Annotated in this window: 25 protein-coding genes; 14 read left to right on the top strand and 11 right to left on the bottom strand. The window is 73.5% G+C overall.

The window, feature by feature from the left end; translation table 11 throughout:
* Positions 1–57: 57 nt before the first annotated feature.
* Together ABZZ17_RS19000 and npdG are read right to left on the bottom strand one after the other, a co-directional pair.
* Entirely contained in the window at positions 58–237 is a 180-nt protein-coding gene (locus tag ABZZ17_RS19000; RefSeq protein ID WP_356877431.1) for a hypothetical protein, read from the bottom strand.
* Positions 238–375: 138 nt separating this feature from the next.
* On the bottom strand, positions 376–1,080 hold the full coding sequence (gene npdG / locus ABZZ17_RS18995) for an NADPH-dependent F420 reductase (RefSeq protein ID WP_356877429.1): 705 nt from the start codon (positions 1,078–1,080) through the stop codon (positions 376–378).
* Between the two features lie 105 nt (positions 1,081–1,185).
* On the opposite strand from npdG, the gene ABZZ17_RS18990 reads away from it, so the two are divergent.
* Positions 1,186–1,791 carry a hypothetical protein gene (locus ABZZ17_RS18990; RefSeq protein WP_356877427.1) on the top strand — a complete coding sequence of 202 codons (606 nt, stop codon included), beginning with the start codon at positions 1,186–1,188 and terminating at the stop codon, positions 1,789–1,791.
* Positions 1,792–1,815: 24 nt separating this feature from the next.
* On the opposite strand, the gene ABZZ17_RS18985 is transcribed toward ABZZ17_RS18990, so the two are convergent.
* On the bottom strand, positions 1,816–2,055 hold the full coding sequence (locus tag ABZZ17_RS18985; RefSeq protein WP_356877499.1) for a hypothetical protein: 240 nt from the start codon (positions 2,053–2,055) through the stop codon (positions 1,816–1,818).
* Between the two features lie 72 nt (positions 2,056–2,127).
* Between ABZZ17_RS18985 and map the strand changes: the two genes are divergently transcribed.
* On the top strand, positions 2,128–2,985 hold the full coding sequence (map, locus tag ABZZ17_RS18980; protein WP_356877425.1) for a type I methionyl aminopeptidase: 858 nt from the start codon (positions 2,128–2,130) through the stop codon (positions 2,983–2,985).
* A 130-nt stretch (positions 2,986–3,115) separates the two neighbouring features.
* Positions 3,116–3,763 (top strand): biliverdin-producing heme oxygenase, encoded by a 648-nt coding sequence (locus tag ABZZ17_RS18975; RefSeq protein ID WP_356877423.1) that lies wholly within the window; start codon positions 3,116–3,118, stop codon positions 3,761–3,763.
* Between the two features lie 75 nt (positions 3,764–3,838).
* On the opposite strand, the gene ABZZ17_RS18970 is transcribed toward ABZZ17_RS18975, so the two are convergent.
* The 3 genes from ABZZ17_RS18970 to ABZZ17_RS18960 are packed head-to-tail and all read right to left on the bottom strand — an operon-like array spanning position 3,839 to position 7,495.
* Positions 3,839–4,489: a PhzF family phenazine biosynthesis protein gene (locus tag ABZZ17_RS18970; RefSeq protein WP_356877421.1), complete on the bottom strand. Its 651-nt coding sequence runs from the start codon at positions 4,487–4,489 to the stop codon at positions 3,839–3,841.
* 19 nt (positions 4,490–4,508) lie between these two features.
* On the bottom strand, positions 4,509–6,026 hold the full coding sequence (locus tag ABZZ17_RS18965) for an HtaA domain-containing protein (protein ID WP_356877419.1): 1,518 nt from the start codon (positions 6,024–6,026) through the stop codon (positions 4,509–4,511).
* 50 nt (positions 6,027–6,076) lie between these two features.
* On the bottom strand, positions 6,077–7,495 hold the full coding sequence (locus ABZZ17_RS18960) for an HtaA domain-containing protein (RefSeq protein WP_356877417.1): 1,419 nt from the start codon (positions 7,493–7,495) through the stop codon (positions 6,077–6,079).
* A gap of 181 nt (positions 7,496–7,676) precedes the next feature.
* Between ABZZ17_RS18960 and ABZZ17_RS18955 the strand changes: the two genes are divergently transcribed.
* The 6 genes from ABZZ17_RS18955 (at position 7,677) to efeU (ending at position 14,254) form a co-directional block, all read left to right on the top strand.
* On the top strand, positions 7,677–8,636 hold the full coding sequence (locus ABZZ17_RS18955; RefSeq protein WP_356877415.1) for an ABC transporter substrate-binding protein: 960 nt from the start codon (positions 7,677–7,679) through the stop codon (positions 8,634–8,636).
* A 2-nt stretch (positions 8,637–8,638) separates the two neighbouring features.
* Positions 8,639–9,793: an iron ABC transporter permease gene (locus ABZZ17_RS18950; protein WP_356877413.1), complete on the top strand. Its 1,155-nt coding sequence runs from the start codon at positions 8,639–8,641 to the stop codon at positions 9,791–9,793.
* A gap of 41 nt (positions 9,794–9,834) precedes the next feature.
* Positions 9,835–10,731, top strand: a complete 897-nt coding sequence (locus ABZZ17_RS18945) for a heme ABC transporter ATP-binding protein (protein ID WP_356877498.1) — start codon at positions 9,835–9,837, stop codon at positions 10,729–10,731.
* Between the two features lie 164 nt (positions 10,732–10,895).
* Positions 10,896–12,047: an iron uptake system protein EfeO gene (gene efeO / locus ABZZ17_RS18940; RefSeq protein WP_356877411.1), complete on the top strand. Its 1,152-nt coding sequence runs from the start codon at positions 10,896–10,898 to the stop codon at positions 12,045–12,047.
* A gap of 52 nt (positions 12,048–12,099) precedes the next feature.
* Positions 12,100–13,365, top strand: coding sequence for an iron uptake transporter deferrochelatase/peroxidase subunit (gene efeB, locus ABZZ17_RS18935; protein ID WP_356877409.1), 1,266 nt, complete (start codon positions 12,100–12,102; stop codon positions 13,363–13,365).
* Between the two features lie 22 nt (positions 13,366–13,387).
* Positions 13,388–14,254 (top strand): iron uptake transporter permease EfeU, encoded by an 867-nt coding sequence (efeU, locus tag ABZZ17_RS18930; RefSeq protein WP_356877407.1) that lies wholly within the window; start codon positions 13,388–13,390, stop codon positions 14,252–14,254.
* A gap of 53 nt (positions 14,255–14,307) precedes the next feature.
* Here efeU and ABZZ17_RS18925 read toward each other — a convergent pair whose 3' ends face one another.
* Genes ABZZ17_RS18925 through ABZZ17_RS18915 form a run of 3 tightly spaced genes read right to left on the bottom strand, consistent with a single transcriptional unit; the run spans position 14,308 to position 16,549 of the window.
* Positions 14,308–14,871 (bottom strand): GNAT family N-acetyltransferase, encoded by a 564-nt coding sequence (locus ABZZ17_RS18925; protein ID WP_356877405.1) that lies wholly within the window; start codon positions 14,869–14,871, stop codon positions 14,308–14,310.
* Positions 14,871–15,746 (bottom strand): PhzF family phenazine biosynthesis isomerase, encoded by an 876-nt coding sequence (locus tag ABZZ17_RS18920; protein ID WP_356877403.1) that lies wholly within the window; start codon positions 15,744–15,746, stop codon positions 14,871–14,873. The genes ABZZ17_RS18925 and ABZZ17_RS18920 overlap by 1 nt, the downstream gene beginning before the upstream one ends.
* 41 nt (positions 15,747–15,787) lie before the next feature.
* Entirely contained in the window at positions 15,788–16,549 is a 762-nt protein-coding gene (locus tag ABZZ17_RS18915; RefSeq protein ID WP_356877401.1) for an SDR family oxidoreductase, read from the bottom strand.
* A gap of 108 nt (positions 16,550–16,657) precedes the next feature.
* Here ABZZ17_RS18915 and ABZZ17_RS18910 point away from each other — a divergent pair, with 108 nt between their 5' ends.
* Together ABZZ17_RS18910 and ABZZ17_RS18905 are read left to right on the top strand one after the other, a co-directional pair.
* Entirely contained in the window at positions 16,658–18,052 is a 1,395-nt protein-coding gene (locus ABZZ17_RS18910; protein ID WP_356877399.1) for a multidrug effflux MFS transporter, read from the top strand.
* Positions 18,053–18,138: 86 nt separating this feature from the next.
* The gene (locus tag ABZZ17_RS18905; protein WP_356877397.1) at positions 18,139–19,155 is read left to right on the top strand and encodes a small ribosomal subunit Rsm22 family protein; all 1,017 of its coding nucleotides are present in this window, start codon (positions 18,139–18,141) and stop codon (positions 19,153–19,155) included.
* A gap of 14 nt (positions 19,156–19,169) precedes the next feature.
* Here the strand turns inward: ABZZ17_RS18905 and ddaH are convergent, their stop codons facing one another.
* Positions 19,170–20,057 (bottom strand): dimethylargininase, encoded by an 888-nt coding sequence (ddaH, locus tag ABZZ17_RS18900; protein ID WP_356877395.1) that lies wholly within the window; start codon positions 20,055–20,057, stop codon positions 19,170–19,172.
* Positions 20,058–20,138: 81 nt separating this feature from the next.
* Between ddaH and ABZZ17_RS18895 the strand changes: the two genes are divergently transcribed.
* Together ABZZ17_RS18895 and ABZZ17_RS18890 are read left to right on the top strand one after the other, a co-directional pair.
* Positions 20,139–20,777: a TetR/AcrR family transcriptional regulator gene (locus ABZZ17_RS18895; protein ID WP_356877393.1), complete on the top strand. Its 639-nt coding sequence runs from the start codon at positions 20,139–20,141 to the stop codon at positions 20,775–20,777.
* A gap of 189 nt (positions 20,778–20,966) precedes the next feature.
* Positions 20,967–21,716: a bifunctional DNA primase/polymerase gene (locus ABZZ17_RS18890; protein ID WP_356877391.1), complete on the top strand. Its 750-nt coding sequence runs from the start codon at positions 20,967–20,969 to the stop codon at positions 21,714–21,716.
* A 66-nt stretch (positions 21,717–21,782) separates the two neighbouring features.
* Here ABZZ17_RS18890 and yaaA read toward each other — a convergent pair whose 3' ends face one another.
* Positions 21,783–22,583, bottom strand: coding sequence for a peroxide stress protein YaaA (gene yaaA / locus ABZZ17_RS18885; protein WP_356877389.1), 801 nt, complete (start codon positions 22,581–22,583; stop codon positions 21,783–21,785).
* A 159-nt stretch (positions 22,584–22,742) separates the two neighbouring features.
* On the opposite strand from yaaA, the gene ABZZ17_RS18880 reads away from it, so the two are divergent.
* Positions 22,743–24,182: an RNB domain-containing ribonuclease gene (locus ABZZ17_RS18880; protein WP_356877387.1), complete on the top strand. Its 1,440-nt coding sequence runs from the start codon at positions 22,743–22,745 to the stop codon at positions 24,180–24,182.
* Positions 24,183–24,285 lie beyond the last annotated feature (103 nt).

Raw genomic sequence — 24,285 nt, 5'->3', positions numbered from 1 at the left:
TCCGGACCCCGGAGTTCGGACCCGGGCGTTCGGGCCTCAGGGTCCGGACCTCGGGGTTCAGACCTTCTGGGGCTTCTCGGCCTTGGCCTTGCGCACGTAGTACCAGGCCATGTTGGACGTGAGGCCGGCCAGCAGCACCCACACGATCCCGAGGAAGCTGCCCTCCACGAAGGCGATCACGGCCGCGGCCACGGCGAGGGCGCAGACGACAACGGCGAACACGGCAAGGCGGGGCATCGGGCACAGCTCCTCGGCGACACGGGACGGGGTCGAGCCCCTCCAGTGTCCCCCATCGTCCCCGCGGTGCGCCGCCGGGCGGGTGCGGCGCGGCGGCGCGGGCTGCCGGGGCCGCGTCGGGCGGCCCCGGCGGCGGGCTCACACGTCGGTGAGGCGCAGGCCCGCGTGGGCCTTGTAGCGGCGGTTGGTGGAGATCAGGTTGGCGACCATGGCCTCGACCTGGTGGGCGTTGCGCAGTCGGCCCGCGAAGACGCCGCGCATGCCCGGGATGCGGGCGGCGAGGGCCTGGACGAGGTCGGTGTCGGCGCGGGACTCGCCGAGGACCATGACGTCGGTGTCGATCTCCTCCACGGAGGCGTCCTGGAGCAGGACCGCCGAGAGGTGGTGGAAGGCGGCGGTGACGCGGGAGTCCGGGAGCAGGGCGGCCGCCTGCTGGGCGGCGCTGCCCTCTTCGACCTGGAGGGCGTAGGCGCCCTGCTTGTCGAAGCCGAGCGGGTTCACGCAGTCCACGACGAGCTTGCCGGCGAGGTCCTCGCGCAGGGATTCGAGGGTCTTGGCGTGGCCCTCCCACGGCACCGCGATGATCACGATGTCGCTGCGGCGCGCGCAGTCGGCGTTGTCGGCGCCCTCCACGCCGAGGCCCAGCTCCGCGGCGGCGGCCTCGGCCCGGTCGGCGGCGCGGGAGCCGATGATCACCTTCTGGCCGGCCCGGGCGAGCCGGTAGGCCAGGCCGCGGCCCTGGTCGCCGGTGCCGCCGAGGACGCCGACCACGAGGCCGGAGACGTCCGGCAGGTCCCAGGGGTCCTTGGCCGGCGGCTTCTGCGTGCTGTCTGAGGAAGTCATGGGGGCGAGGGTACTGCCGAGTAGGCGACGGTTCGAGCCCCGTCGGGCAGGGCGAAGAGGAAGGAAGCGCTCCTCCCGGTCGGCCGGATGGTGCAGGATGCCGCCATGGACGCCGTCAGGGTCGCGCTGCTGCGCGAAGTGCTCGCCGGTACGCAGTGGCCGCGGGACGCCCGGCGCTTCGCCGGCTCGCTGCGGCGCTCGGTGTCGCCGTCCGGGGGCGCGCTGCTGCTGGTGGGGACGGAGCAGTACGAGCCGTGGCACATGGCCGCGCACCTGGTGGACGAGGCCGCCTGGTCGGGGCTGCCGGAGCTGGCGCCGACGCTGGTGCGCCACCGGGTGCTGCCGGGCGAGCCGCCGCACCTGTCGGTCGGGCTGACCCGGCTGGAGGCGGCGCGGCGGGGGCACACGCTGCTGGTGGTGGCTCCGGAGCGGCCGGGCGAGGGGCTGCTGGAGCGGATCCACGACGCCCGCCGGTCGGGGGCCACGGTGCTGGCGCTGGACGGCGGGGACCCGGATCTGGGGACGCTCGCGCACGAGGCGCTGTCGGTGCCGGACACCACGGCGGGGCTGGACCTGGACACGGTGCAGCACCTGGTCAGCGCGGCGGCCGGGGAGAACAGCCTGCCGGCGCAGCGGGGGCCGCGGCGGCTCCGGGACCGCCTGGCGCGGCTGGCCGATCAGCTGACCGCCCCGCCGCCCAGCCGCTGGTAGGGCGGGACGGCGTCCGGGCGGGGTCTACGGCGTCGTGCCCTCGCCCTCCTCCTCACGGGTCTTGTCGTTCCACTTGGGGTCGTTCTGCCATTCGAGGTTGCGTTCCTGCGCGGTCTCCATGGCGTGGCCGGCTTCTTCGGGGCTCTGGTAGGGGCCGAAGCGGTCCTTGGCCGGGCAGTCGGGGCCTTCTTCGACCTTGTTGTGGACGAGGCAGTAGTACCACTCGCCCGGTTTTCCCACCTGACGCTTCTTGAACAGGGCCATCGCCGTCGGGCTCCTCTCGATACCGGTCTCTGTCGCCATGCTGCCCCATCCCCGCTGGATACACTCGCTCGCATGTCTGGCCAGTCGCTGCTCGTACCAGGCGAGCTCTCTCCCGTCCGTTCCGTTCCCGGAAACATCCGCCGGCCCGAGTACGTGGGCAAGCCCGCGCCCACTCCGTACACCGGACCGGAGGTGCAGACGGCCGAGACCATCGAGGCCATGCGCATCGCCGGCCGGATCGCCGCCCAGGCGATGGAGGAGGCCGCCAAGCTGATCGCGCCGGGGGTGACCACCGACGAGCTGGACGCGGTCGCCCACGCGTACATGTGCGACCACGGCGCCTACCCGTCGACCCTGGGCTACCGGGGCTTCCCCAAGTCCCTGTGCTCCTCGCTGAACGAGGTCATCTGCCACGGGATCCCCGACTCGACCGTCCTGAAGGACGGCGACATCGTGAACCTCGACGTGACCGCGTACATCGGCGGGGTGCACGGCGACAACAACGCCACCTACCTGTGCGGGGAGGTGGACGAGGAGTCGCGGCTGCTGGTGGAGCGCACCCGCGAGGCCCTGAACCGGGCGATCAAGGCGGTCAAGCCGGGCCGCCAGATCAACGTGATCGGCCGGGTCATCGAGTCGTACGCGAAGCGCTTCGGCTACGGGGTGGTCCGGGACTTCACCGGGCACGGCATCAACTCGTCGTTCCACTCCGGGCTGATCATCCCGCACTACGACAGCCCGCACGCCACCACCGTCATCGAGCCCGGCATGACCTTCACGATCGAGCCGATGCTGACGCTGGGCACCCACGAGTACGACATGTGGGAGGACGGCTGGACGGTCGTGACGAAGGACCGCAAGCGGACCGCGCAGTTCGAACACACGCTCGTGGTGACGGACGCCGGGGCGGAGATCCTGACCTTGCCGTAGGCATGAACCACCCGGGCCTTTTTACCGACAGGGCGTCGGGAACACATTGACTTAGGCAAGCCTAAGTAGGAAGATCGGGCGTGGCGGCACTGCCGCCACGTCTGTTCCCCCTTCCTTCCGGAGGTCCGCCTTGGACGCCTTCTCCACGGTCATCCGTGTCGCCTCGCACGAGCAGCACACGGAGGCCGAGACCTCTACGTTCATGAGCGACCTGCTCGGCGGGCGGCTCGGCGTGGACGCGTACACCCGCTACACCGAGCAGCTGTGGTTCGTGTACCGGGCGCTGGAGGACGCGGCAGCCTCCCTGCGGGAGGACCCGGTGGCCGGGCCGTTCATCCAGCCGGAGCTGATGCGCGTCGCCGAGATCGAGCGCGACCTGGCGCACCTGCGCGGGCCCGGCTGGCGCGAGAGCCTGGTGGCGCTGCCCGCGACGCGGGCGTACGCGGACCGCGTCGCCGAGTGCGCGGCCACCTGGCCGGGCGGGTACGTGGCCCACCACTACACGCGCTACCTGGGCGACCTGTCCGGAGGCCAGATCATCCGCGACAAGGCGGAGCGCACCTGGGGCTTCGAGCGCAAGGGCGACGGCGTGCGGTTCTACGTGTTCGCCGACATCTCCAACCCGGCCGCCTTCAAGCGGACCTACCGCGAGCTGCTGGACGCGATCGCCGCGGACGACCTGGAGAAGCAGCGCATCATCGACGAGTGCAAGCGCGCCTTCGACTTCAACGGCGCGGTGTTCCGCGAGCTGGGCGAACAGTTCCGCCTCAGCGCCTGAGCACGCGTACGGGCGTACGCGCGGAAGGGCCGGCCGGTGCACGGTGCACCGGCCGGCCCTTCAGCGTGCCGCGGCTCAGGCGGCGAAGCGGACGCGGCCGCCGATCTCGATCGTGCCGTCGGGTCCGGGGGCGGTGAGGATCTGGGAGCCCTCGCCCTGGGTGATGTTCAGGGCGCGGCCGAGCTGGGCGGTCAGGAGGATCGCCGCCGAGCCGGTGGCCTCGTCCTCGGTGACGGCCCCGTCGGGGCGGCGGGGGAAGCCCCGGGCGCGGATCCGTCCGGCGGTCTCGTCCTCCCACGCCCAGGCGTACAGCCAGCCCTCGCCCGGCGGCGGGGCGGGCAGGGCCTCGACCTCGGCCGCGCTCGCGTACTGCTCGGTGCGCTTGCCCGTGACCCACTCGGGACGGGCGGTGATCCAGGTGAACTCCCCGTCGCCGCGGGCCCATACGGATCCGGCGGGCGGGTTGAGCTCCTCGATGTCGAGCAGCCAGGCCACCCCGACCAGCGGGTGTCCCGCGAAGGACATCCGCGTGCCGGGGGTACGGATGTCGACGACCCCGCGCTCGGGGTCGTCGACGAACACCGTCTCGCTGTAGCCGAGTTCGGCGGCCAGCGCCTGCCGGGACGCGTCGTCCGGGCAGGTGCGGCCGTCGCGGACCACTCCGAGCGGATTGCCGAACCGGCCGTCACCCGCGCAGAAGACCTTGATCACATCCAGATCGTTCACGCGGGCATTCAAACACGGCTCAGACCTGGGCCGTACGGCGGCGGCGTGCGGCGTACACCGCGCCCGCGCCGGCGGCGACCACCAGGCCGGAGACCCCGAGGAGGGCGCCGGCGGGGATCTCGGAGCCGGTGGAGGCCAGGTTGCCGCCGACGGAACCGCCGCCGCCGGCCGAACCGCCGCCCACGGCGGAGCCGGTGGTACCGGTGCCGCCCGTGGTGCCGCTGCCGCCGGTGGTGCCGCCGGTCGCCGGGAGGGTGACGTCCTTGTCCACGGCCACCGAGAGGTCGAGGGAGTCCATCGGCTTGCCCGGCTTGTACTTGTCCAGGACCGCGTTGTCGTTGGCGAAGACGGCGGAGCCCTGGGCGGTGAACGACGCGGGGACCGAGTTGAGGGCCAGCAGGCCGTTCGTGGTCTTGTAGTCGGCCTTGGACAGGTCGAGCGTGGCGAACGGGACGTCCTTCTGGGTGCCCGCGGCCGTCTTCGCGTCGAGGATCAGGGTGCCGGTCTTGCCGGTGGCGGCGATGCGGACGTTGCTGAAGGTCAGGTCGAGCTTGTGGGCGGGGTACTCGAAGCGCAGGGTGCCGTCGAAGGAGGCGTTCAGCTTCTGGTTCCTGGCGTCGAGTTCGCCCTTGCCGAAGGCGAAGGCGTAGGTGTTGCCGCTCTTGGCGGCGCCGCCGCTCGCGGTGATGCCCTTCTCGCCCACGTACTCGCGGAAGGACTGCATGATGCCCCAGGTGAGCTTGCCGCTCAGGATCTTCTGGGGGCCGTCGGCGGGAGCGGTGGACGTCGCCGTCGTGGAGGGCTTCGCGGTGGTGGACGGCTTCGTCGACGGGGTCGTGGAGGGCTTCGTCGACGGGGTCGTGCTGGGGGTGGTGCCGGGAGTGGTGCTGGGGGTCGTGCTCGGCTTGGCCGACGTGCTGGTGCTCGGGCCCGGCGACGGCTCCTTCGGCAACTCCAGCGCCGCCGTCAGCTTGTCGCCCTCCTTGCCCGCGTAGGCGGGGCGGTCGAACTGGGCGGCGAACTCGGGGGTGAGGGTGGTGGTCAGGCCGGCCATGTTCATCCCGGCGAAGGCCACGTCCGCCAGCGGGACGTCCTTGGTCTCCGTGCCGTTCTTGGTGACGTCGGCCGTCAGCTTCTTCGTACCGGTGTCGATCCGGAAGTTCTCCATCTTGATGACGAAGCCGTGGGCGGAGGCGTCGAAGACGACGCGGCCCTTGAAGGCCGCCTTCACGACGTGACCGTTGTCCTTGTCGTACTGGCCCGTCGCCTGGCCGAAGCGGAATCCGCCCGGGACCTCGGTGGCACCGTCCTGCGTGGTGATCGAGCCGACGCCCTTGACGTAGTTGCGCAGGGACTCCAGCACGCCCCAGTCGAGGGTGCCGCCGACCACCGGTATCGGCGAGGCTGCGGCCTGGGCCGCCCCCGCCGCCGGTGCGCTCCCCGCCGCGACGGCGGGGATGACGAAGGCGGCGGTGCCGAGGCTGGCGGCGGTGAGGACGGCGGCCGCGAGGACGGCCGGACGGCGGTGGGACGACATGGCTGGGTACTCCTGGGGACACGAAGGAAAGGGGAAGGTGGGGCGGGGTGTTACGGCGCTTCGGTGGGCGCGGCTCCGGCCGCGGCCGCACGGCGCCTGCGGAGCACCAGGAAGACGGCGCCGCCGGCCAGGACCAGGACGGCCGCGCCGAGGGCGAGGTACAGCCCGGTGCCGGAGGACTTCCCGGCCGCGGCGGCGGGCGCCGGGGCGGGGGCGGCGGACGACGGGGCCGCCGAGGGGGCCGGGGCGGACGGGGAGGCCGTCGAGCCCAGGTCGGGCAGGGCGGGCAACTGCGCGCTGCCGTCCAGCGCGACGGCGAGGGAGACGGGGTCCATCTCGGTGCCCGCCTTGTACATCGAGTTGAAGGCCTGGGAGCCGCCCTCGGTGAGGGTCGCCGGGGCTTCGGTCACGGTGGCGAGCTTGCCCTCGGTCTTCAGGCCCTTGGCGTCGAACTCGACGAGCGGAACCGCGTTCTTCGTCTCGGTGCCGGTGGTGACGTCGGCCGTGAGGACGCCCTTGCCGTTCTCGACCTTCACGCTCAGCTTGGCGAGCTTGAGGTCCAGGTGGGCTCCGGTGAAGTGGACCGTACCTGCGAACGCGGCGTCGAGGGTGCCCTTCTGGCCGTCGTAGGAACCCTTGCCCTGGGGGAAGCGGAAGAGGGCTCCGCCGTCCTGGGCGCCGTCGGCGAGGGTCCACTTGCCCTGGCCGACGGAGCCGGTGACGTACTCGCGGAAGGTGCGGCGGACGCCCCAGTCGACGGCGGCGTCGTTGAAGGCGCCCTGCGTCTGCGGGGTTTCGGCGGGGGCGCCCGGCGTCTGCGAGGGCTGCGCGGGCTGCTCCGCGGCCGGGGCCTTGACGTCGGCGGACAGCGAGACCGGGTCGAGCTGCGCGCCGGCCTGGTAGTAACCGGCGAAGGCCTTGGCGCCCTGTTCCGTGAGGGTGGCCGGCACGTTGGTGAGGGCCAGCGGACTGCCGCCGCCCTTCATGTTGATGCCGCCGAGGCCGAGCGTGGCGAAGGGGACCTGGGACTGGTCGGTGACCTGCCCGGTGTCCTTGGCCTTGCTGGAGACGTCGAGGTAGAGGGTGCCGCTGCCGCCGGAGATCTTGACGGTCGGACGGCTGACGGTCATGTCCAGCTCGTACGCGCCGTCGGGCTTCTGGTGGCCCTGGAAGGACACGCCGCCCGTGAAGGAGGCGGTGAACTCACCGCTGTCGGGGTCGTAGGAGCCGTTCGCCGAGTGGAAGCGGAAGAGGCTGCCGCCGACCGTGGCGGCTCCGCTCTTCAGCTTGAAACCGCCCTTCGCGATGGGACCGGTGACGTAGCTTTGGAACGAGGACTTGAGGCCCCAGTCCAGCCGGCCTCCCTGGACGGTGCGGCCCGCCGCCTGAGCCGCGGTGGCCGGGAGCAGCGCCCCCAGCAGTGCCGCCAGCAGGGCGACGGCGTACACACGGGCGGATCTTGCGGGCATGAATGTCCCCTCCAGGGTCTGGCGAGCGAGGTTAGGCTAACCTAAGCTATCCCGGTCGAGGGGGGAACCCCCAGGTCGGCAGAACCTCACAGCCCTCCAGCCGGACGATCAGGACGGTGCCTTCGTGCCTACGCCCGCCGCGTCAAACCGCTTCCCCCGCCTCGCCGTTGCCCTCGTGGGGATGGCCCTGGCGGTCACGGGTTGCGGAGGTACGGCCACCACCGGAAGTTCCCCCGCTCCGGCCGCCGCCGCGGTCCCGGACCGGGTCGAGCCGCTCGCCGCCGCGCCCGTTCCGGCGCTCCCGGTGACCGTGCCCTCGGCGGACGGAGCCCAGGTGACCGTCACTTCCGCGGACCGGGTCATCCCGCTGACCGGGAGCCTCAACGAGATCGTCCAGACCCTCGGGCTCGGCAAGCAGGTCGTCGCCCGGGACATCACCGCCACCTTCGAGCAGGCCTCGGCCCTGCCGGTGGTGACACGTGGACACGACGTCTCCGCCGAGAGCGTGCTGTCGCTGCGTCCGACGCTGGTGCTGGCCGAGACCACCACCGGTCCCGCAGAAGCGATTCAGCAGATCCGTGACGCGGGGATCCCGGTCCTGGTGATCGCCCCCGCCAAAACGCTGGAGGACGTCCCGAAGCGGATCGACGCGGTGGCCGGCGCCCTGGGCGTCAAGGAGGCCGGTACGCAGCTGAACCAGCGCACCGCCGACCGGATCGCCGCCGTTCGCAAGGACATCCCGGCCGCCTCGGGGAAGAAGCCCCGCGTGGCGTTCCTCTACCTGCGCGGCACCGCCTCCGTGTACCTGCTCGGCGGTTCCGACTCCGGCGCGGCCTCGCTGCTGGAGGCGGCGGGCGCCGTCGACACCGGCAAGGAGTCCGGCCTCGGCAAGGACTTCACCCCGATCACCAGCGAGGCCCTGGCCGCCGCCGCGCCCGACGCGATCCTGGTCATGACCAAGGGCCTCGAATCGGTCGGCGGCATCGACGGCCTGGTCAAGGTCCCGGGCGTCGCGCAGACCCCGGCCGGCATGGACCGCCGGGTGGTCAGCGTCGACGACGGCGTCCTGCTCAACTACGGCCCCCGGACCGACCAGGTGCTCGCCTCCCTGGTCGCGCAGCTCTACGGCAAGGGCGCCTGAGCATGACCCTGTCCTACGATCCCCCGCAGCCGGCCGCCGCGGACTCCCCCGCCGCCCCGAAGGACACCGCCGCCGGCGCCCCGGCCGGGCCCGTGGCGAAGGGGCCCGTGGCGAAGTCCGCCCGGCCGCGCGGCCGACGGGCCCTGCTGCTGACGGTGGCCCTCGCCGTCGTACTCGTCGCGCTCGCCCTCTTCTCCGCCGGGACCGGCGCCTACCGCATCCCCACCGGGGACGTACTCGCCTCCGTCCAGCACCGCACGGGCCTCGGCGGCGCCGCCCTCGACCGGGTCGGGGAGAGCGTGCTGTGGAACGTACGGCTGCCGCGCGTCGTGCTCGCGCTGCTGGTCGGCGCCAGCCTCGGCTGCGCGGGCGCCCTGATGCAGGGCGTCTTCGGCAACCCGCTCGCCGAGCCCGGCGTGATCGGCATCTCGGCGGGCGCCGCCGTCGGCGCCGTCGCCGCGATCGGACTGGGCCTCAGCTTCTTCGGCAACTGGACCATCACGGCCTGCGCCTTCGTCGCCGGCCTGATCACCGTCGCCTCCGTCTACCTGCTGTCCCGCAACGGCGGCCGGACCGAGGTCGTCACCCTCATCCTCACCGGCATCGCCGTGAACGCCTTCGCGGGCGCCCTCATCGGCCTGTTCGTCTTCTTCGCGGACAGCGGCCAGGTCAACCAGATCACCTTCTGGCAGCTCGGCTCGCTCGCCCAGGCCACCTGGCCCAAGGTGCTCGCCGTGCTCCCCTGCGCGCTCGCGGGCCTGCTCGTCGCCCCCTTCTACGCCCGCAAGCTCGACCTGCTCGCGCTCGGCGAGCGGCCCGCGCGCCACCTCGGCATCGACGTCGAGCGGCTGCGCCTGGCCCTGATCCTGGTCGTGGCGCTGCTGACGGCGGCCGCCGTCGCCGTCGCGGGCGTCATCACCTTCGTCGGCCTGCTCGTCCCGCACCTGCTGCGGATGGCGAACGGGCCCGGCCACCGCTTCCTGGTACCGGGCAGCGCGCTGGCCGGGGCCGTCGTCCTGGTCGCGGGCGACCTGGCCGCCCGTACCCTCGCCCAGCCCGCCGAGCTGCCCCTCGGCGTGCTGACGGCCCTGATCGGCAGCCCGTTCTTCTTCTGGCTGCTGCGCCGCACCCGCCGCAAGCAAGGAGGCTGGGCGTGACCGGCAAGCTGACCGCACTGTTCGGACGCCACCAGCGGACGGTGCCGCGCCGGCCGGACCCCGGGGACGCCGTCGCCGAGGCCGAGGACCTGCACGTCCGGCTCGGGGACCGCGAGGTCCTCGCCGGGATCGCGCTGACCGCCGTGGCCGGCGAGGTGCTGGCCCTGGTCGGCCCGAACGGCGCGGGGAAGTCGACCCTGCTCGCCGCGCTCGCCGCCGACCTGCCCGCCGCCTCCGGGACCGTACGGATCGACGGGCGCCCCGTCGGCGACTGGTCGGCGCCCGACCTGGCCCTGCGCCGCTCCGTGCTCCCCCAGTCGGCCGCGCTGTCCTTCCCCTTCCCCGTGGCGGACGTCGTGCGGATGGGCCGCGCCCCCTGGGCGGGCACCCCGCTCGCCGACTCCGACGAGGAGGAGGTGGCCGCCGCCATGGCCGCCACCGAGGTCACCGCGTTCGCCGAGCGCCCGTTCTCCGCCCTGTCCGGCGGCGAACGCGCCCGGGTCGCGCTGGCCCGCGTCCTGGCCCAGCGGGCGCCGCTGCTGCTGCTCGACGAGCCCACGGCGGCCCTGGACCTGCGCCACCAGGAGCTGGTGCTGCGGATCTGCCGGGAGCGGGCCGCGGCCGGGGACGCGGTGGTCGTCGTCCTGCACGACCTCGGGCTCGCGGCGGCGTACGCCGACCGGACGGCCGTGCTCCACGACGGCCGGATCGCGGTGGCCGGGCCCCCGTCCGAGGTGTTCGAGGCCGCACTCCTGAGCCGGGTGTACCGGCAGCCGGTGGAGGTGCTCCCGCACCCGCGCACCGGTGCGCCGCTCGTGGTCCCGCTGCGCGCGGAGGGCGGCCCGGGACCCGTCGGCCGCTCCGCCGCGCCGAAGCCGGACGCGGACGCCGACACGGACGCCGGGACGGACGCGGACACGGACTTGACCCTCGCTTGACCGCCGCTTGGGGGCGCCATGGAAGGGCCGTGACGGCCTTGTGTCCGGGCGCGAAATGTGAGAGGTGATTCACTGGTCGAGCTGGTACGGGTGAGGTAAGCCTCGGTTAAGTTAGGTCCGCCTCACTGGCCCTTCACCCGTCGTCCGCCTCATCTGGAGCACCCATGCGCCCCGCTCGCATCACCGTCCTCACCGCGGCCGCCGCCGTGGCCGCGCTCACCGCCGTGACCGGCTGCGCCGAGAAGGGCGGGGGCGGCGGCTCGGACGCGATCCACGTGAACGCGACCGACAGCGCCTGCGAGGTCTCCACGACCGAGTTCCCGTCCGGCAAGGTCACCATCGAGGTCGAGAACAAGGGCTCCAAGGTCACCGAGCTGTACGTGCTCTTCCCCGACGACCGGATCGTCACCGAGCGCGAGAACATCGGCCCCGGCACCAAGGCCTCCATCACCGCGGAGATCAAGGCCGGCGACTACACGGTCGTCTGCAAGCCGGGCATGAAGGGCGACGGCATCCGCCAGAAGGTCAAGGCCACCGGTCAGGGCGGCGGCGAGAAGCGCTCCCCCGAGCTGGACGCCGCGGTCGCCGCCTACCGCAAGTACGTGCAGGAGCAGGCCGACGAGACCCTCCCGAAGGCCCAGGTCTTCGCGGACGCCGTCAAGGCCGGGGACGTCGAGGCCGCGAAGAAGGCGTACGCGCCCTCCCGCATCGGCTGGGAGCGCACCGAGCCGGTCGCCGAGTCCTTCGGCGACATCGACCCGAAGGTCGACGTCCGCGAGGACGGCCTGGAGGCCGGCCAGGACCCGGCGAAGGACTGGACGGGCTGGCACCGCCTGGAGAAGTCCCTCTTCCAGGACAACAAGATCGACGACAACGACAAGAAGCTCGCCGACACCCTGATCACCGACCTCACCGACTGGCAGAAGAAGGTCGGCCAGGCGGAGATCACCCCGACCTCCATGGCCAACGGCGCCAAGGAGCTCCTCGACGAGGTCGCCACCGGCAAGGTGACGGGCGAGGAAGAGCGCTACAGCCACACCGACCTCGTCGACTTCAAGGCCAACCTCGAAGGCGCGCAGAAGTCCTACGAGCTCCTGAAGCCGGCCGCGCAGAAGAACGACGCCGCGCTCACCAAGCAGTTGGACACCCAGTTCGCGGCACTGACCGCGCTGCTCGACAAGTACCGCGCCGACAAGACCTCCTACGAGTTCACCTCCTACGACAAGGTCGGCGAGGCGGAGCGCAAGGAGCTCTCGGACGGTGTGAACGCGCTCGCCGAGCCGCTCTCGAAGCTGGCCGCCGCGGTCGTCAAGTAGTCCCGGCCCCGGGGCCGGACGGAAACATGGACGGGAGAGGCGGGAGAACCCGATGAGCGACTCGGAGCCGGAAGAGACCGGCGGCAGGGCGAACGGCCCCTCGCGCCGCGCCCTGCTCGGCTGGGGCGGGGCCGGGCTCGCGCTCGGCGCCGCCGCGGCCGGCGGCGGGGTCGCCGCCTTCCACGCCGGTACGGACGCGGTACCGGCGGCCTCGGCCGGCGGGGCCGTGCCCTTCCACGGGGAGCACCAGGCGGGGATCGCGACCCCGGTCCAGGACCGGCTGCACTTCGCGGCGTTCGACGTGAAGACCAAGGACCGCGCCGAGCTGGTCGCGCTGCTCAAGGAGTGGACCGTGGCGGCCCGGCTGATGACGGCCGGACTCCCGGTCGGCGAGGGCGGTTTCGGCGGCCTCCCGCAGGCCCCGCCGGACGACACGGGCGAGGCGCTCGGCCTGAAGCCCTCCCGGCTCACCCTGACCGTCGGCTTCGGCCCGGGCCTGTTCGCGAAGGACCGCTTCGGCCTGGAGGGCCGGCGCCCGGCCGCCCTGGTCGACCTGGAGCTGTTCCCCGGCGACAACCTCGACCCGGCCCGCTCCGGCGGCGACCTCTGCGTGCAGGCCTGCGCCGACGATCCGCAGGTCGCGGTGCACGCCGTCCGGCAGCTGGCCCGTATCGGCTTCGGCCGGACCGCGATGCGCTGGTCGCAGCTCGGCTTCGGCAAGACCTCGTCGACGACCCCCGACGAGCAGACCCCGCGCAACATGATGGGCTTCAAGGACGGTACCCGGAACATCGCGGGCACCGACACCGCGGCCCTGGACCGGCACGTCTGGGTCGGCGCCGGGGACGGCGGCGACTGGATGACCGGGGGCTCGTACCTGGTCGCCCGGCGCATCCGCATGAACATCGAGACCTGGGACCGCACCTCCCTCCAGGAGCAGGAGGACATCTTCGGCCGCGACAAGGGCGAGGGCGCCCCGGTGGGCAAGTCCAAGGAACGCGACGAGCCCTTCCTGAAGGCGATGAAGCCCGAGGCGCACGTCCGCCTCGCACACCCGGACAGCAACAACGGGGCGACCATCCTGCGCCGCGGCTACTCCTTCACCGACGGCACGGACGGTCTGGGCCGGCTCGACGCGGGCCTGTTCTTCCTCGCCTACCAGCGCGACGTCCGCACCGGCTTCGTCCCCGTCCAGCGCAGCCTGGCGAAGTCCGACGTCCTCAACGAATACATCCAGCACGTGGGTTCGGCCGTCTTCGCCGTCCCGCCGGGCGTCCGCGACGAGGACGACTGGTGGGGCCGGACGCTGTTCGCGTAGTCCCCTCCGGAGAGGAACCGCCGTGTTCGGCAATTATCTGATCGGCCTGCGCGAGGGCCTGGAAGCCAGCCTCGTCGTCTGCATCCTGGTCGCCTACCTCGTCAAGACCGACAACCGGGCCGCGCTGCGCCCGGTGTGGACGGGCATCGCGATCGCCTGCGCGATCTCCCTCGCCTTCGGCGCCCTGCTCGAATTCGGCACCCAGGAGCTGACCTTCGAGGCGCAGGAGCTGCTGGGCGGCACCCTGTCGATCCTCTCCGTCGGCCTGGTGACGTGGATGGTCTTCTGGATGAAGCGCACCGCCCGGCACCTGAAGGCCGATCTGCACGGCAGGCTCGACACGGCGCTCGCCATGGGCACCGGCGCGCTCGTGGCCACCGCGTTCCTCGCGGTGGGCCGCGAGGGCCTGGAGACCGCCCTGTTCGTGTGGGCCTCGGTCCGGGCCAGCGGCGAGGGCTCCTCCGCCCCGCTGATCGGGGTGCTGCTCGGCATCGCGACGGCGATCGTGCTGGGCTGGCTGTTCTACCGCGGCGCGCTGAAGATCAACCTGGCGAAGTTCTTCAAGTGGACCGGCGGGATGCTGGTGGTCGTGGCCGCGGGCGTGCTCGCCTACGGGGTCCACGACCTCCAGGAGGCCCGCTTCCTCGGCGGCCTGGAGAACAGGGCCTTCGACATCAGCGGGGCCGTCCCGCCGGACAGCTGGTACGGGGTCCTCCTCAAGGGCGTCCTCAACTTCCAGCCCGACCCCACCGTCCTCCAGCTCGTGGTCTGGACGCTGTACCTGGCCGTGGTCCTGACGCTGTTCCTGCTGCCGGCCCGCTCCGGCCGCCCGTCGGGCCCGCCCGCCCCGGCCTCCGCCCCGGCGCCGGGCGCGGCCGACCGGGACTGACACCCCGCGGCGGGGGCTGCCGGGCGGCCCGGCCGCCGGGTCCGGCCGCGGTGTCACCAGAGCCGGTCGACGTCCCCCGGGTGGAGCGGGACGCGGACCCCGGTCAGCGCGGCGCGGTCCGCTTCCGGATCCGGGGTGAAGAACGCCGCGAGGACGGCCTTGTCGAAGCCGGGGGCGTCGGTGGCCAGGGGTTCGGCCGGGGTGCCTCCGACCAGGACGGTGCCGGGCAGGCAGCCGAAGCCGGCCCCCTCGTAGAACGGGGCCAGCGGCCGGTCGCAGCTGAACAGGGCCAGGTCCACCGCCGGGTCGGCGGCCAGGGCCATGCGGGCCGCGTCCACCAGCCGGCCGCCGAGCCCCCGGCCGCGTAGCTCCGGCCGGGTCACCACCGAGCTGAGCCCGGCCGCGCGGCAGGTCCGGCCGGCGACCGGAACCTCCTTGTACAGCAGCGCGAGTGAGGCGCCGACCGTCCCGGCGGCGTCCACGAGCAGCAGCGCCCGCGGGTCGAGGGCGGGGTCGTGTCCGGGGGCCGCGCCGGGCCAGGCCGTCGCCTCCAGGGCGGCGATCCGGTCGGCGAGGGCCTCGGGGAGTTCTGCCTGCGCGTACGAGACCAGCCGCATCAGGGGATCCGTACGCCCGCGCCGGCCACCCGCACGCGGGGGTCGCCGGCCCGCAGCTCGACGGTCAGGACGCCGGGGCGGCCCATGTCGTCGCCCTGGTGGAGGGTGAGGACCGCCTGCTCCGGGACGAGGCTGAGCTCGCGGGCGTACGCCCCGAAGGCGGCCGCGGCGGCTCCGGTGGCGGGGTCCTCGACGACGCCGCCGACCGGGAAGGGGTCCCGTACGTGGAACAGGGCCGGGCCCGCCCGGTGCACGAGCTGGACCGTGACGAGGTCCAGGCGCCGCATCAGGGCCTCCAGCCGGGGGAAGTCGTAGGCCAGGTCGGCGAGCCGGGCGCGGGTGGCGGCGCCGAGCACGAGGTGGCGGGCTCCGGCGTAGGCGATCCGCGGCGGCAGCTGCGGGTCGAGGTCGCCCGCCGGCCAGTCGAGGGCGGCCAGCGCCTCGGCGAGGTCGGCTCCGGCGATGTCCTCGACGTGCGGGACGACGCTGGTCAGGGTCGCCCGCAGGCCCCCGTCCGCGGCGGTGACGGAGACCGGTACGGTCCCGGCCCGGGTGTCGAAGAGCAGCTCCCCGGGGCCGATCCGCTCGGCCAGCGCCACGGCGGCGGCGACGGTGGCGTGCCCGCAGAACGGCACTTCGGCCTTGGGGCTGAAGTACCGCACGGTGAAGCCGCGTCCGGGGTCCGGGGCGGCCTCCCCCGGCGGTACGGGCCCGGCCGGGCCGGTGAGGAAGGCCGTCTCGCTGTAGCCGAGCCGGGCGGCGATCGCCAGCATGGCGGTCTCGTCCAGGCCGGACGCGTCGAGGACGACCCCGGCGGGGTTGCCGCCGGCCGGGTCCTCGGAAAAGGCGGTGTAGCGCAGTACTTCGGTCGTCATGACCGGCTCAACCCCGCCGGACGGGGTGTCATTCCCGGTGGTCAGCCGCGCCCGATGAAGGGCATCGCGGTCGCCATCACCGTCGCGAACTGCACGTTCGCCTCCAGCGGCAGCTCCGCCATGTGCAGCACCGTGCGGGCCACGTCGGCGGCGTCCATGACGGGTTCGACCGCGAGCTGTCCGTTGGCCTGGAGGATGCCGGTCTGCATGCGCTCGGTCATCTCGGTCGCCGCGTTGCCGATGTCGATCTGCCCGCAGGCGATCCGGTACGGACGTCCGTCCAGGGAGAGGGACTTCGTCAGGCCGGTCATGGCGTGCTTGGTCGCCGTGTAGGCGACGGAGTTCGGGCGCGGGACGTGCGCCGAGATGGAACCGTTGTTGATGATCCGGCCGCCCTGCGGGTCCTGGGCCTTCATCTGCCGGAAGGCCGCCTGGGCGCACAGGAAGGACCCGGTCAGGTTGACGTCGACGACCGAGCGCCAGGCCTCGTAGCCGATGTCCTCCAGCGGGACTCCGGCCGGACCGAAGGTGCCGGCGTTGTTGAACAGCAGGTCCAGGCGGCCGTGGCGTTCCCGTACGGCCGCGAAGAGCGCGTTCACGTCGTCGGGGTCGCTGACGTCGGCCCGTACGGGGAAGACGTCGGCTCCGGCCCCGGCCGCCGCGGCGGTCTCCGCCAGGGGTTCGGCCCGGCGGCCGGCGACGGCCACGGACCAGCCGGCCTCCGCCAGGGTCAGGGCCACGGCGCGGCCGATACCGGAGCCGGCCCCGGTCACTACTGCGATCTTGCTCAGACGTGCGCTCATGGGGCCGCAGGCTACGTCACACCGGCGACCGGGCCACGGACGTTCCGACAGCTGAGAGCATGGGTCGGTCAGGGGTGCGTAAAGCAGATGAAAAGACTGGAGTTCCGCATGTCGGAGAGAGGCCCCTCGACGGCCCCCTCGCACGAGCCGTCACCCGAGCCGTCGCCCGTGCCGTCGCCCGAAAAGTCCTCCGCGCCCGCCCTGTCCACCGCCCCCGTCCCGGACCCCGCCACCGTCGCCGCCGGCGTCCCGGAAGCCGGCACCGCGCCCGCACCCCTGGCGGCCGCGCGGCGCACCGGACTGCTCGTCACCTTCGTGCTGGGCGGGCTCACCGCCCTCCCCCCGCTGTCCATGGACATGTACCTGCCGGCGCTGCCGGAGGTCACCAACGCCCTGCACAGCCCGGCCGCGACCGTCCAGCTCACCCTCACCTCCTGCCTCGCCGGCATGGCTCTGGGCCAGCTGGTCATCGGCCCGATGAGCGACAAGTGGGGCCGCCGCAGGCCCCTGCTGATCGGCATGGTCGTCTACGTCCTCGCCACCGCGATCTGCGCCCTCGCCCCGACCGCCGAGCTGCTGATCGGCTTCCGGCTGCTCCAGGGCCTGGCCGGAGCGGCCGCCATCGTCATCGCGCGGGCCGTCGTGCGCGACCTGTACGACGGGGTCGAGATGGCCAGGTTCTTCTCGACGCTGATGCTGATATCCGGGGCCGCCCCGATCGTCGCTCCGCTGATCGGCGGCCAGGTCCTGCGGTTCGCGGACTGGCGGGGCGTCTTCGTCGTGCTGACCGTGGTCGGCGCCGCGCTCACCGCCGTCGTGTGGCGCAGCCTCGACGAGACGCTGCCGCCGGAGCGGCGCCAGACCGGGGGCGTGGGCGCGGCCCTGCGGACCATGCGGGGGCTGCTCGGCGACCGGGTCTTCGCCGGGTACACCCTGACGGGCGGCTTCGCGTTCGCGGTGCTGTTCTCCTACATATCCGCCTCGCCGTTCGTGGTGCAGGAGATCTACGGCGCCTCCCCGCAGGCCTTCAGCCTGCTGTTCGGCGTGAACTCCGTCGGCCTGATCGTCGTCGGCCAGATCAACGGCAAGCTGCTGGTCGGCCGGGTCAGCCTGGACAAGGCGCTGGCCGTGGGCATCGGGATCATCACCGTCGCCTCCGTGGCCCTGCTGCTGATGTCGACCGGGGTGTTCGGCGAGGTCGGGCTGTTCCCGGTCGCCTCGGCCCTGTTCGTCCTGATGTCGGCGATGGGCCTGCTGCTGCCGAACACCAACGCGCAGGCCCTGATGCGCACCCCGCACGCGGCCGGATCGGCGTCCGCGCTGCTGGGCACCTCCTCCTTCCTCGTCGGGGCGATCGCCTCGCCGCTGGTCGGGATCGCGGGCGAGGACACGGCGGTGCCGATGGCGCTGGTCCAGCTGGTCTGCTCGCTGCTGTCGGCGGTCTGCTTCCTCGGGATGTGCCGGCCGTGGCGGCCCCGGAGCCCGATGGCGGCCGCGGGGTGACCGCGCAGCGCGGCTGAGTGCGCGGGGTCCGCGGGGGCCGTGCCGGTGATGCCGGGCGGCCCCTCGGAGCGCCGTAAACTTCGCGGGTGAACGCCTCCGTCCCCGCCTCCGTCCCGACCACCGCCGAAACCCTCCGGTCCGCGCTGGGCGGACTCCTCGACGGGCTCCCGCCGAAGCAGGCCGCGGCCGCCGTCGAGCGGCTGATCTCCAACTACCGGGGCACGATCCCGACCGACGTCCCCGTGCTGCGCGACCGCTCCGACGTCGCGGCGTACGCGGCGTACCGCATGCCGGCGACCTTCGAAGCCGTACGGTCCGCCCTGGACGGGCTGGCCGGGGCCGCTCCGGACTGGTCGCCGGCCTCGCACGTGGACGTGGGCGGCGGCACCGGCGCGGCCACCTGGGCGGTCGACGCCACCTGGGACGGGCCCCGCACGACCGCGGTGCTGGACTGGGCGGAGCCGGCGCTGGCCCTCGGCAAGGAGCTGGCGGGGCGTTCGTCCTCCGAGGTGCTGCGCGGCGCCGAGTGGCGGCGGGCGGTCATCGGCAGCGGGATCAGCCTGCCCGAGGCCGACCTGGTGACGGTGTCGTACGTGCTCGGAGAGCTGACGGAGCAGGCCCGCCGGGCCGTCGTCGCCGAGGCCGCCCGCGCCGGGCAGGCCGTGGTGCTGATCGAGCCGGGCACGCCCGAGGGGTACCTGCGCATCCGCGAGGCCCGCGACCAGCTCATCGGGGCCGGGCTGAAGGTGGCCGCGCCCTGTCCGCACGACGGCACCTGCCCGATCGAGGTCGGCCAGGACTGGTGCCACTTCTCGGCGCGGGTCAGCCGATCCTCCCTGCACCGGCAGGTCAAGGGCGGTTCCCTCGCGTACGAGGACGAGAAGTTCAGCTACGTCGCCGCGGCCCGGTTCCCCGTGGCGCCGGTCCCCTCCCGGATCACGCGGAGGCCGCAGATCCGGAAGGGGCTCGTCCAGCTGGAGCTGTGCGGCCCCCGGGAGCAGGGCCTGACCCGGGCCACCGTGACCAAGCGCCACGGCGGCCTCTACAAGGCGGCCCGGGACGTCGACTGGGGCCAGGAGTGGCCCCCGGCCGACGCCCCGTAGCGCGCGCGGGTCCCTCAGTCCCCGGCCGCGGGCCGCAGCTCCTGGGTGCAGCACTTCACGCTGCCGCCGCCCTTGAGCAGTTCGCCCAGGTCCATCGGGACGGGCTCGAAGCCGCGGTCGCGCAGCGGTGCGAGCAGTCCGGTCGCCGCCTGCGGGAGCAGGACGTGGCGGCCGTCGGAGACGGAGTTCAGCCCGAAGGCCTCCGCGTCCTGGGTGTCCACGAGCAGGGCGTCCGGGAAGAGCCGGCGCAGCACGGCCCGGCTCCCGGCCGAGAAGGCCTGCGGGTGGTACATGATCTCGTCCCCGTCGAGCACGCACAGGGCCGTGTCCAGGTGGTAGAAGCGCGGGTCCACCAGGTCGAGGCCGATGACGGGGCGGCCGAAGAACTCCTGGGCCTCGTCGTGCGAGAGCGGGCTGGAGCGGAAGCCCCGGCCGGCGAGGATGTAGGTGGCGGTGACGGCGAAGTCGCCCTCGCCCTCGTTGACGTGGGACGGCTCGTGGACGTCCCGGAATCCGTGCGAGCGGAACCACGCGAGGTGGATCTCCGCCTCGGCGGTGCGCTCCGGGTAGGCGAACCGGGCCCCGAGCACCCGGCCGTCGACGACCAGGGCGCCGTTGGCCGCGTAGACCATGTCGGGCAGGCCGGGCTGCGGTTCGAGGGTCTCGACGGTGTGGCCGAGGGCCCGGTAGCGGTCCCGGAGGTCTTCCCACTGGGCTTGTGCGAGGGGCAGGTCCACCGGTTTCGTGGGGTCCATCCACGGGTTGATGGAGTACGTGACCTTGAAGTGTGCGGGTGGGCACATCAGGTAGCGCCGGGGTGTGGCGTCTCTGCGCAAAGAAGGCTCCTCACGACTTGCGGACTCACGGGGCGTGCGTGTGTGAAGAGAATCGTCTCTCCTCAACGGAAACCGCGCAGTGAACTGACCGGGTGGTTTATGAGATCGCTGGAAGACGAGACGTCTCGCATTGGTACGTTGGCCCGTATGAGCAAGACTCCCGACGCCACCCGCCGCAGCGACCGCTCGCGGCGCGCCATCCTCGACGCCGCGCTCGCGCTGGTCGGAGAGGTCGGCTACAACAAGCTGACCATCGAGGCCATCGCCGCCCGCGCCGGGGTCGGCAAGCAGACCATCTACCGCTGGTGGTCCTCGAAGGCGGCCGTCCTCCTGGACGCCTCGCTCGCGCTGGCCGGGGACGCGGAGACGGACGCCGACTGGTCGGGCTTCCCCGACACCGGGGACCTCGCGGCCGACCTGAAGTCCGTACTGCGGGCCACGGTGGACGAGTTCAACGACGAGAAGTACGAAGCCCCCGCGCGCGCCCTGACCGCCGCCGGAGCGACCGACCCGGAGCTGGGGGCCCGCTTCACCGAGCAGCTCCTCGAACCGCAGCTCGCCCTGTACGAAGCCCGGCTGCGGGCGGCCCGGGACGCCGGGCACCTCGCCCCGGACACCGACCTGCGGCTGACGGTGGAGATGCTGCTCGGGCCGCTCACCTACCGCTGGCTGATGCGGACCGCCCCGCTGACGCACGCCTACACCGACGCGCTCGTGGACGCGGTGCTGCGGGCGAACGCCGGGCCCGGCGCACGCCCCGGACCGGCGTCCGGCGGCGTGGGATAGGTCACGGACCGGGGCGGCCGCGCCCGGCCCGGCGGGCCGCGACGCCCTGCGCGGCCGGGAACACACGGCCGGATCCGGCCGCTCCGGGGGGACCCCGATCGTGGGGTGCGGTCACCCGGCGCGCAGGATGGTGGGACGATGTCTTGGTCTGGGCCGGTCTGCCGGGTCAACGGTGAGGTGAGGGGATAGATGGGGTCTGAGTCCGGCCGCGTCAAACGCGGCGAGCAGAGCAGGATTTCCCAGTGGCTGCGCCGCCGCTCCAAACCGGCTCCCGAAGACCCCGGCAGGGAACGCGAGGCGCTGCTCCTGGCCGTCGCCGCCGCAGGTCTCCCGATCGCCCCCGCCGCCCATCCCGCCGGCTACCGATGTTCGTGCGACCGCATCGGCTGTCCCACCCCCGCACGGCACCCCGTCTCCTTCGCCTGGCAGACGCAGTCGACCACCGACCGGGGGCAGATCGAACGCTGGGCGCGCAACCAGCCCCAGGCCAACTTCATCACCGCGACGGGCATGGTCCACGACGTCCTGGACGTGCCCCTGCAAGCGGGCCGCGGCGCGCTGGAGCGCCTGCTGGCCGCCGGGATCGAGGTCGGACCCGTCGCCGAATCGGGCGGTACGGGCGACCAGGCCCGGATGCTGTTCTTCACGGCGACCCGCGGTACGCCGGAGGACGAGGACGAGTGGTGGCCCTGCGAACTGGACTGCCACCCCGAGACGATGGACGAGCACCCGGGCCTGCGCTGGCACTGCCGCGGCAGCTACGTCCTGCTCCCCCCGTCGACGCTGCCCGGTGACCTCTCGGTGAGCTGGCTGCGCGACATGGGCCATCCGCTCCCGGACCCCCTGACCCTGCTGGAGACCCTGACCGACGCCTGCGCCCAGTACGCGGGCGAGGCCGGGCACACCCCGGCCACCGTGGCCTGGCCCCTGGGCCGCTGAGCTTCCGGGCGGTGCCGGGGCGGCGCCCCCGTACCGCCCGGCCGGCGGGCTGCCGGCTGGCCGGCCTCAGTGGATCTGCGTCACGACCACGTCCAGCGACCAGGCCTTGCCCGCCTTCGCGGGCGCTTCGGCCTCCACCGCGTAGCCGAGGTCGCGCAGGGCGGTGACCAGCTCGGCGGGGGCCGCGGGGGCGGCTCCGGCCAGCAGCAGGTCGCGGACCAGACGGCCCTTGGTGGCCTTGTTGAAGTGGCTCACCACCGAACGCCTCTCCACGCCGTCCACGATCTGCGAGTGCAGCACCCGCACGGTGGCCGTGCGGCCGGCCGCCTCGCCCTTCGGCTTCCACGCGCTCGCGTACGCCGAGGACCGCAGGTCGAGCACCAGCCCGTCCCCCGCCGCCTCCGGCAGCGCCCCGGCCATCGGGGTGCGCCAGTACGCGCCCAGAGCGCCGAGCCCCGGCAGCTTGACGCCCATCGAGCAGCGGTACGAGGGGATCCGGTCCGTCACCCGTACCGCACCCCACAGCCCGGAGAAGACCAGCAGCGAACGCTCCGCGGCGGCCCGGGCGGCCGCCGGCAGGTCCGCCAGGCCGAGGGCGTCGTAGAGGACACCGGTGTAGATCTCCCCCGCCGGGAGGGCGGGTGCGGACAGCAGCGCGGCGTTCTTCGCGACCTCGCCCCGCAGCCCCTCGCTGAGCCCGAGCACCTCACGGGCCTTCGTCTCGTCCGCCGCGCACAGCTCGACCAGTTCCTCCAGCACGGCCGCGCGCGCACCGGCCAGCCCCGGCAGCGACAGGGAGTGCGGATCCAGCGGTGCGCCGGAGCCGCCGGCGGCCTTTCCCTCGGAGGGCGGCAGCAGCACGAGCACGGTGGTTCTCCTTCAGTACGACGTGGCGCAGGGGGTGCGGCCCCCGAGCCAGGGTAGACCGCCCGCCGCACCCCCCGGACCCGCCTCAAGGACCGCCCGACCGCACGGACGCAAGCCCTGAATCCGCCCTCAACGGGTGAAAAGCCCTAGGCTCGGTCCATGCCACGCCGCCACATGCACATCACCGGCGCAGACGGGGCTGCCCTGCGGGCCGCGCTGCGCGCACTGCGGACGCGACTGGGCGTGCCCGAGGAGTTCCCGGCCGCGGTCCTCGCCGAGGCCGGACGGGCCGCCGCCGCACCCCGGCTGCCCACCCTCGACGCCACCGACCTCCCGTTCTTCACCATCGACCCGCCGGGCTCCGTCGACCTCGACCAGGCGGTCCACCTCGCCCGGCGGACCGGCGGCTACCGCGTCCACTACGCCATCGCCGACGTCGCCGCCTTCGTCACCCCCGGCGGCGCCCTCGACGCGGAAGCCCACCGGCGCGTCACCACCCTCTACTTCCCCGACGGGAAGGTCCCCCTCCACCCGCCCGTGATCTCCGAGGACGCCGGCAGCCTGCTCCCCGACCGGACCCGCCCCGCCCTCGTGTGGCGGCTCGACCTGGACGCCGAGGGCCGCGTCGAGACCACCGAGGTCCGCCGGGCCCTCGTCCGCAGCCGCGCCCGCCTCGACTACGAGGGCGTGCAGAAGGCCCTCGACACCGGCACCGCCGACGCCTCCCTGGCCCTGCTGAGGGACATCGGGACACTGCGCGAGGCACTGGAGACCGAACGCGGCGGCATCTCCCTGAACGTCCCCGAACAGGAGATCACCGAGCACGGGGGCACGTACGGCCTGGCCTACCGGGCCCCGCTCCCCGCGGACGGCTGGAACGCCCAGATCTCCCTGATGACCGGCATGGCCGCCGCCGACCTCATGCTCGCCGCCGGTACGGGCGTCCTGCGCACGCTGCCCGCCGCCCCGGACGGCGCGGTCGGCCGGCTGCGGCGCACCGCGCAGGCCCTGCGGATCGAGTGGCCCCACCACGTCCCGTACGCGCAGCTGGTCCGCTCCCTCGACCCGCACCGCCCGGCGCACGCCGCGTTCCTCCAGGAGTGCACGGCCCTGCTGCGCGGCGCCGGGTACACCGTCTTCACCGGCGGCGAGACCCCCGACCCGGCCGTGCACGCCGCCGTCGCGGCCCCGTACGCGCACTGCACCGCCCCGCTGCGCCGCCTCGCCGACCGGTACGCCGGCGAACTGTGCCTGGCGGCGTGTGCCGGGACCGAACCCCCGGCGTGGGCGGTCGAGGCGCTGGACGCGCTGCCCCGGGAGATGGCCGAGGGCACCCGGCTGGCCAACACGGTGGAACGCGAGTGCGTGGCCCTGGTCGAGGCCGCCGTCCTGAAGGACCACGTCGGGGAGACCTTCGAGGCGACGGTCATCGACGTCAAGGAACACGAACCGCGGGTGGGCACCGTCCACCTGGAGGACCCCGCCGTCGTCGGCCGCGTCGAATCCCCCACCGCCGAACTCCCCCTCGGCGGCCGCATCCGGGTCCGCCTCACGCAAGCCGACCCGGGCACCGCGAAGATCCTGTTCGCACCCGCCTGAACCCGGGGGGCTGCGGCCATGGCTCCGCGCCCCGGCGCCTGTCATCATCTGCGCATCGCGGCCAGCCGGCCCGCGCGGACGACGACGGCAGCGGCCCGGGGAG

This window comes from Streptomyces sp. NPDC006512 (assembly GCF_040611935.1).
Taxonomy (GTDB): Bacteria; Actinomycetota; Actinomycetes; order Streptomycetales; family Streptomycetaceae; genus Streptomyces.
This window is presented reverse-complemented; position numbering and strand designations above follow the sequence as displayed.

Excerpts from the sequence above, each read along its gene's own strand:
- ABZZ17_RS19000 (WP_356877431.1), bottom strand. The coding sequence starts at position 237 with ATGCCCCGCCTTGCCGTGTTCGCCGTTGTCGTCTGCGCCCTCGCCGTG.
- npdG (WP_356877429.1), bottom strand. The coding sequence starts at position 1,080 with ATGACTTCCTCAGACAGCACGCAGAAGCCGCCGGCCAAGGACCCCTGG.
- ABZZ17_RS18990 (WP_356877427.1), top strand. The coding sequence starts at position 1,186 with ATGGACGCCGTCAGGGTCGCGCTGCTGCGCGAAGTGCTCGCCGGTACG.
- ABZZ17_RS18985 (WP_356877499.1), bottom strand. The coding sequence starts at position 2,055 with ATGGCCCTGTTCAAGAAGCGTCAGGTGGGAAAACCGGGCGAGTGGTAC.
- map (WP_356877425.1), top strand. The coding sequence starts at position 2,128 with ATGTCTGGCCAGTCGCTGCTCGTACCAGGCGAGCTCTCTCCCGTCCGT.
- ABZZ17_RS18965 (WP_356877419.1), bottom strand. The coding sequence starts at position 6,026 with ATGTCGTCCCACCGCCGTCCGGCCGTCCTCGCGGCCGCCGTCCTCACC.
- ABZZ17_RS18960 (WP_356877417.1), bottom strand. The coding sequence starts at position 7,495 with ATGCCCGCAAGATCCGCCCGTGTGTACGCCGTCGCCCTGCTGGCGGCA.
- ABZZ17_RS18955 (WP_356877415.1), top strand. The coding sequence starts at position 7,677 with ATGGCCCTGGCGGTCACGGGTTGCGGAGGTACGGCCACCACCGGAAGT.
- ABZZ17_RS18950 (WP_356877413.1), top strand. The coding sequence starts at position 8,639 with ATGACCCTGTCCTACGATCCCCCGCAGCCGGCCGCCGCGGACTCCCCC.
- efeO (WP_356877411.1), top strand. The coding sequence starts at position 10,896 with ATGCGCCCCGCTCGCATCACCGTCCTCACCGCGGCCGCCGCCGTGGCC.
- efeB (WP_356877409.1), top strand. The coding sequence starts at position 12,100 with ATGAGCGACTCGGAGCCGGAAGAGACCGGCGGCAGGGCGAACGGCCCC.
- ABZZ17_RS18925 (WP_356877405.1), bottom strand. The coding sequence starts at position 14,871 with ATGCGGCTGGTCTCGTACGCGCAGGCAGAACTCCCCGAGGCCCTCGCC.
- ABZZ17_RS18920 (WP_356877403.1), bottom strand. The coding sequence starts at position 15,746 with ATGACGACCGAAGTACTGCGCTACACCGCCTTTTCCGAGGACCCGGCC.
- ABZZ17_RS18915 (WP_356877401.1), bottom strand. The coding sequence starts at position 16,549 with ATGAGCGCACGTCTGAGCAAGATCGCAGTAGTGACCGGGGCCGGCTCC.
- ABZZ17_RS18910 (WP_356877399.1), top strand. The coding sequence starts at position 16,658 with ATGTCGGAGAGAGGCCCCTCGACGGCCCCCTCGCACGAGCCGTCACCC.
- ABZZ17_RS18895 (WP_356877393.1), top strand. The coding sequence starts at position 20,139 with ATGAGCAAGACTCCCGACGCCACCCGCCGCAGCGACCGCTCGCGGCGC.
- ABZZ17_RS18890 (WP_356877391.1), top strand. The coding sequence starts at position 20,967 with ATGGGGTCTGAGTCCGGCCGCGTCAAACGCGGCGAGCAGAGCAGGATT.
- ABZZ17_RS18880 (WP_356877387.1), top strand. The coding sequence starts at position 22,743 with ATGCCACGCCGCCACATGCACATCACCGGCGCAGACGGGGCTGCCCTG.